This window comes from Komagataeibacter kakiaceti JCM 25156, from assembly GCF_000613305.1.
In genome coordinates this window covers 1-6,152 of sequence record NZ_BAIO01000117.1, presented here as the reverse complement: position 1 = coordinate 6,152, position 6,152 = coordinate 1, and the positions used below count along the sequence as shown (strand labels likewise).

The 6,152-nt window shown below is 63.3% G+C and carries 2 protein-coding genes and 3 pseudogenes; all 5 read right to left on the bottom strand.

Annotated elements, in window-relative coordinates; translation table 11 throughout:
• On the bottom strand, positions 1 to 909 hold a 909-nt coding region (locus tag JCM25156_RS08300), incomplete at its 3' end, for an MFS transporter (RefSeq protein WP_025812744.1).
• Positions 906 to 2,201: a LysR family transcriptional regulator gene (locus tag JCM25156_RS08295; RefSeq protein ID WP_025812743.1), complete on the bottom strand. Its 1,296-nt coding sequence runs from the start codon at positions 2,199 to 2,201 to the stop codon at positions 906 to 908. The genes JCM25156_RS08295 and JCM25156_RS08300, both read right to left, overlap by 4 nt.
• Positions 2,202 to 2,784: 583 nt before the next feature.
• Positions 2,785 to 4,151: pseudogene (locus tag JCM25156_RS22730) on the bottom strand (sugar porter family MFS transporter).
• A gap of 32 nt (positions 4,152 to 4,183) precedes the next feature.
• Positions 4,184 to 5,312: pseudogene (locus JCM25156_RS22725) on the bottom strand (L-dopachrome tautomerase-related protein).
• Between the two features lie 88 nt (positions 5,313 to 5,400).
• A pseudogene (locus JCM25156_RS22720) lies at positions 5,401 to 6,152 on the bottom strand (xylulokinase); the annotation flags it as partial.

Genomic DNA, 6,152 nt, shown 5'->3' with positions numbered 1-6,152 from the left:
GACCAGCCCCCAGACCAGCGGCGTGCGGCAGGCGATGACGGGGGACGCGCCCCGGCGGCCCAGCCAATCGGTCAGGAAACCGCCCAGCACGCTGCCAAAAAAACCGAACAGTTGCGGAATGGCCGACAACAGGGCCGCCTGCCGCAGGGTCAGATGATGGACCTTCTGCAGATAGGCGGGCAGCCACGCGCCATACAGCCAGGTAATATAGATCACCCCGACAAAACCGGTGGCCAGCACCCATGTCGAACGCTGCCTGAACAGATGGGCCAGATGGGTGCGCGTGGGGGTGCGCCCTGCGCGGCGCACCACGATCCGTTCCGGGTCGCGATACACGGCCAGCCAGACAGACGCCACCAGCAGGCTGGCGCAGCCCACGACAACAAACATGTTCCGCCAGCCCCACACACTCATGATGGCCAGCAGCAGGGGGGGAGCAATGGCTGGCCCCAGTGTGGAGGACGCATTGAACAGCCCGATGGGCCCGCCACGTTCCTCCGGCCGGAACCAGCGCGTGATCACACCTGTCCCGGCAAGGAAAAGCGGGGCCTCCCCCGCGCCCAGCAGTGCGCGGCACGCGAAAAACGCCCACATGCCCGAAGCCAGGCCAAAAGCGATCTGGGCCAGCGACCAGACGACCAGGCTGGTCCCCAGCACGATACGCCCGCCCCAGCGGTCCGACAGCAGCCCCGCCGGAACCTGGAACACCAGATAGGACCATGCGAACGCCGAAAGCATCCACCCCATCTGCGTATCGGAAAAGTGCATGTCGGCCACGATCGCCATATTGCCGACCGATAGCGCGGAGCGGTCGATATAGCTTATGCCACCCGCCACCACCAGCAGCGCCACAACCCCGCGCCGCCGCCACGGGCTGGTGACAGGGTGGAAAGGGCTCAGGCTGTTCATGCTGCACTCGCCTGCGCCGGGCGCGAACGGAGGGCGGCGGCGCGGGGGCGCTGCGACTGTATTTCCATGATGCTGCGCCTGAGCCGGTCGATGCTCGCCATATCGGCATGGCTGGCCTTCCAGACCAGCCGGGTTGTCATGCGGTAGCGCCTGGGCAGGGGAATGGCGCGCACATTGGCTGTCTGGAACGATCCCGCCGGAAGCAGCGCGCAGCAGGTGCCATCAATGACAAGACGCAGCAGAAGCGACAGGGACTGGGTCTCCACGATGCCGGCGGGTATGACGCCCTCGTTTTCAAGGAACATATCGGTCAGGCGGCGCAGGCCGGTGCCAAATCCCGGCACGGCGAGCACATGGTTCCCCATGATGGTGGGCAGCGACATGGCGGCCGAGTCCGTGCTGTTCATGGGCAGCACGAGAAACAGGTTCTGCGTTTCGACATCGACGGACTGGAAATGCGATGGCAGATCGACCAGATCGCACAGCCCCGCGTCATAATCCGCGCTGACCAGACCGGCGATGATGGTAGGGGCCGCGGTGGTGGAAATGGACAGCGGCGGCGTAAAGCGCTTTTCCCGCCAGTAGCGCACCAGTGTGGCCAGCAGGATGGTGAGCGAACTGTCCGGGCTGGAGGGCATCATCGCCGCCAGGTGCAGCGCCCTGGTCTGAAGGAAATAACTGATGTTTTCATCCTTCATGATCCGGCGGTACATCTTGTCTATGGACTGGCACCCCTGAATGAGCAGCCGCGCGGACGCGGTGGGCTGCACCCCGTGGGTCGAGCGGACCAGCAGGGATGACCCGACAATGCTTTCCAGTTTATGGAGCTGCCGCGTGACCGTGGGCTGGGTCAGCAATAACCTGCGCGCGGCCCCCGCGATACTGCCCACGTCGCACACGGTCAGGAAATGGCCGATCATGCGCAGGCTCAGGTTGGAGCGCAGAATGCGTTGCAGGCTTTCATCCGACAGGCCGGGAAGCGTGACGCGACGGCCGGAATACAGGTTCGGCGCCAGACGGGGCGTGCGCATGGTCCGGCCCGAAAGCAGATCGGCGCACCAGTGCAGCAGCATGACGGAAGAACGATAGAGATTCTGCCCATAGGCGGTGGTGATGCCGGTATGGTTCCGGCGGCGCACGCCGCGCGTGATGAGCGGGGCCGCCATGGCGTGTTCCAGCGCGGACACCGCGTGGCTGATGGTGGACTGGCTGACATGGAGGACGGCGGCGGCATCATGGGTTGATTTATGGTCAACCAGCGAGACGAAATAGATTAACGCGGACAGTTCCATTTCTCTCCCTCATGCTTCTCGCGGGTCACGGGCGGCTCGGTAACGCAGGTCGTATGTTATAAGAAAAATATACGCAAATCATTCTGTAATTTTCTCATAATTCACCAATTTGGTGACTTATGTTAAAATACATATAATTTTTGTTGAATTATCCCCGTATGATTTTCCTGCTTCATAACCCCTGTGTTCAGCAGTTTTTAGCCATTTTTACGATATAGCAGGAAGTTTCTAACCCGCAACAAATACGCACAAAAAGGCATATGAAAAGCAGAATAAGGTATAACGCCGCACGCGATTTCGGGGGGCAGAGGCAAAAACAGTTCTGAAATCGTAACGTCTTATCCGCACGCTCCCCGCGACCGGACCAGTGGGCGAACCCGCTTTTTCAGGAATGCGGCAGGGATGAATACGGGGGGACGGGTGCGGATATATCCACCCGCCCCTGCGCTGACCGCCATGAACACAACGCCATGGCGCATCATAGGGACACGGGGGAGGAAGATGGCCGCCCCGGCGGTTACGGGCCGCAATATCCGGGCCGGAACGCTACACCATAAAGAACGGGATCATGCCCGGAGGCAGCTCAGGTCATTTCATGGAATGTACCGGCCTTCAGGCTCGCCTCGATTTTCTCCAGCGAGTGGCCGCGCGTTTCAGGCACGTAACGCCATACGAACACGAAGGCGACAAGGTTGACGCCCGCATACATCCAGAACGTCCCCGCCGCCCCCAGCGCCTGCACCAGTGACAGGGTCGTCAGTGAAATCAGCAGGTCCGCCGACCAGTGCGTCGCGGCCACAAGGCTCATGCCCTTGCTGCGGCATGACAGTGGATAGACCTCGGCCCCCACCAGCCAGACCGCCACCGACAGGCTGCCCACGTTGAAGACCGCATAGCTTACGACCGCCATCGCCGTAATCCACGTATCAAGCCCGCGGGTCGAGCCGATGGCGAACATCACGCCCAGCACCACAAGCGAGAGGGCGGCGCCGGGAATAAGCCGCAGTAGCAGCCTGCGCCGCCCCCACGCATCGACCGCCCAGCTTCCGAACGCGGTGGACATGACCATAGCAACGCCAATGGCGATGGATGTAAGCAATGCCGAGTTCTGGCCAAATCCAACCCCGGCAAAAATGGTTGGCGCGTAATACAGTACGGCGTTGATGCCAGTAATCTGGCAGAACAGCGCCACCCCCACCGACGCCACGACGGCGGGGCGCACCCACGGCTGCAACAGCGCGGACCAGGGGGCCTGCTCATCATGCATGGCGACGATGGTGTCGAGTTCCGTGCGCGCCGCCGCCGGGTCGCGCCGCAGGCGGCGCAGCACTTCGAACGCCCCCTCCAGATTGCCCTTCATGGCCAGCCAGCGCGGGCTGCGCGGCAATAGCGACATCCCGACGAACAGGATGACCGCAGGCACGATCCCAAGGCCGAACATGAGCCGCCAGCTCTGGTTGCGGCACAGATACCCCGCGATGAAGGAGACCAGAATCCCGAACACCACCGCAAGCTGGAACAGCACGACCATCTGCCGCGTGTCTCCCGCGGGGCGATTTCCGCGATATAGACAGGCACGATCTGCGAACACATGCCCACGGCCAGACCGAGGATGAAGCGCGCGAAAACCAGCAGTTCCACCGATGGGGAAAGCGCGGCGACCAGCGTGCCGATAATAAAGACCAAGGCCGCGAACATGATCATGTAGCGCCGCCCCAGCCTGTCCGACAGCGGGGCCGCCACGAGACAGCCCCCCAGCGCACCGGCCACGATGGCCGATGTCACGACCTGCTGGCCCAATGTATTCAATGCGAAATCGCGCGTGATCTGCAACAGGGCGGCGGATATGATCCCGGTATCATAACCGAACAGCAGGCCACCCGTCGCGGCGACCGCCGCAATCAGGTTTACAATGCCGGAACCCGAAGCCGTCTGCCTGTCATGCGCCATTTATCTGCATTCTTTCAGCTTGCCGCCCTGACCTATTTCAGGGGTATGCGCACCACCAGCCATGGCCGTTCCTGCATGTCGCGCCCGTTATGGAACACGGGCAGACGCCCCCACTGCCCCACGGTCAGCCACAGGGCGTCATCCTTCAGAGCCAGGCTGTCAGGGGCGATCAGCCGGGGGTCATGCGCCACGACGGACAGGTGCCCATCCGCCGTACGGCGCAGCACGGCATGGCGTTCGATGTCGGTCAGGTACAGGGTGTTGTCCGGCCCGGTCGCCATGCCGTCAACCACGGCATCTTCCCCCTCGTCCCGCACGGCCTGTTCCAGTTGCGTGGGGGATACGGCCGCATCGGCCAGTATGGCGGTTGGCGCGCTGTACAGCCGCCGGCTTGAAAGGGGCTGCCAGTAGAGCCTGCCTGAATCCGTACTCAGCGTCACGCCATCTATTCCTCCCTGCCCCATGACCGGGTGCGCCATGTCATAGCGCAGCATCTGCGTCAAGTTCCATGGCAAAACCCGGCACGGCACGGGTAGAGGGCGCGTTTTCCAGCACGCGGCGCGCATAACCCGTTGCAATATCAACAACAATAATGGCCGGATGGTCCATAAGCGATGTATCGCTCACATACGCCGTGCCCTGCGCGCCATGGGTCATGTCCACGCGCACGTCATTGACATGGCTGTCCGGGCGCGTGGCCCCGCTGCCCAGCGGAATGGTCGCGACAATATGGCCGGTATGCCCGTCCAGCCCGATCAGGGCGGGGGTGGGTGGCTCCTTCTGCCCCGCCACGGTTCCTTCATCAATAATCCATAACCGGCCCGTCGCGTCCACCGTCATGCCAAGGGGAGAGATGAAACGCGCCTGTGTCGCGGCATCGGGAAAAGGCAGCGCCCTGCCATCATGCAACAGGGCCACGCGTGGCCCCTTGTGGTCGGCGGCGCTGCGGGGAAATGACAGGATGATCCGCCCGTCATGCAGCACTGCGATGCCCGATGGCTGCATATCCGAAAAACGCGCCATGACCGTAACATTACCACTCGGCGCGGCCCCATGGTCCACACTATCCGCCGCGAATGCGCTCCCGCAGGCCAGCACCGCCAGCGCGGCGGCTCCCCGGACGCTGTGATGGAAGATCGTGTGCAACAAGCCTTTTTTCATAACAGTCCATCCATTTTCCTGTTCCTGCCTGATTTGTGACCCCATGGTACGAAACTGGCCACCAGTTTTTTCATGCACGCCAGCGGGTTCAGGCCGGACAGGTCTCCATCGCGCCCCGAATGGCGGGGTAGAGCGCACGATAACGCGCCAGCACGGCGGCATAGGCTGCGCCAAGATCCGGGTCGGGCGCCAGTGTTTCCTCGCGCCGTTGCGGCTGACAGACGGTCTCCACCGCCTCCCCCGTTACGGCGATGCGCGCGAGACGGGCCGCGCCAAAAGCCCCGCCCTGCTCCCCATGGGCCAGCCGGTGCAGTGACAGCCCCGTGACACTGGCCAGAATGGACACCCAGGCACGACTGCTGGAGCCGCCGCCAATCACATCCGCTTCCGTCAGGATGGAGCCCGCATCGGCCAGCGCATCCACGACATCGCGGAACGAGAACGCCACCCCCTCCAGCACCGCCTGCGTCATGTCGGCGCGGGTGGTGCCATGCGACAGGCCCGCGAAAACCCCACGGATCGCGCCATCATTATGCGGTGTGCGCTCACCCGAAAGATAGGGCAGGAAAATAACGGGGGCAGGCCGCGCAATCCGCTCCGGCAGTTCCGCCAGCAGCGCCTGCTCGCTCATGCCGGTAGTCCGCGCCCACCACCCGAGGGCGGAGGCGGCGGAAAGCGTTACCCCCATCTGATGCCACATTCCGGGCACGGCGTGACAGAATGCGTGGATGCCCCCTTGCGGATGCGGGCGGAAGCGATCCGTCGTCACCCACAGCACCCCCGAAGTTCCCAGCGAAAGGAAGGCACGACCCGGCCCCGACCGCGCCCAGCCCCACCGCG

Bases quoted from the DNA above. Each gene is read 5' to 3' on its own strand.
- JCM25156_RS08295 (WP_025812743.1), bottom strand. From the start codon at position 2,201: ATGGAACTGTCCGCGTTAATCTATTTCGTCTCGCTGGTTGACCATAAA.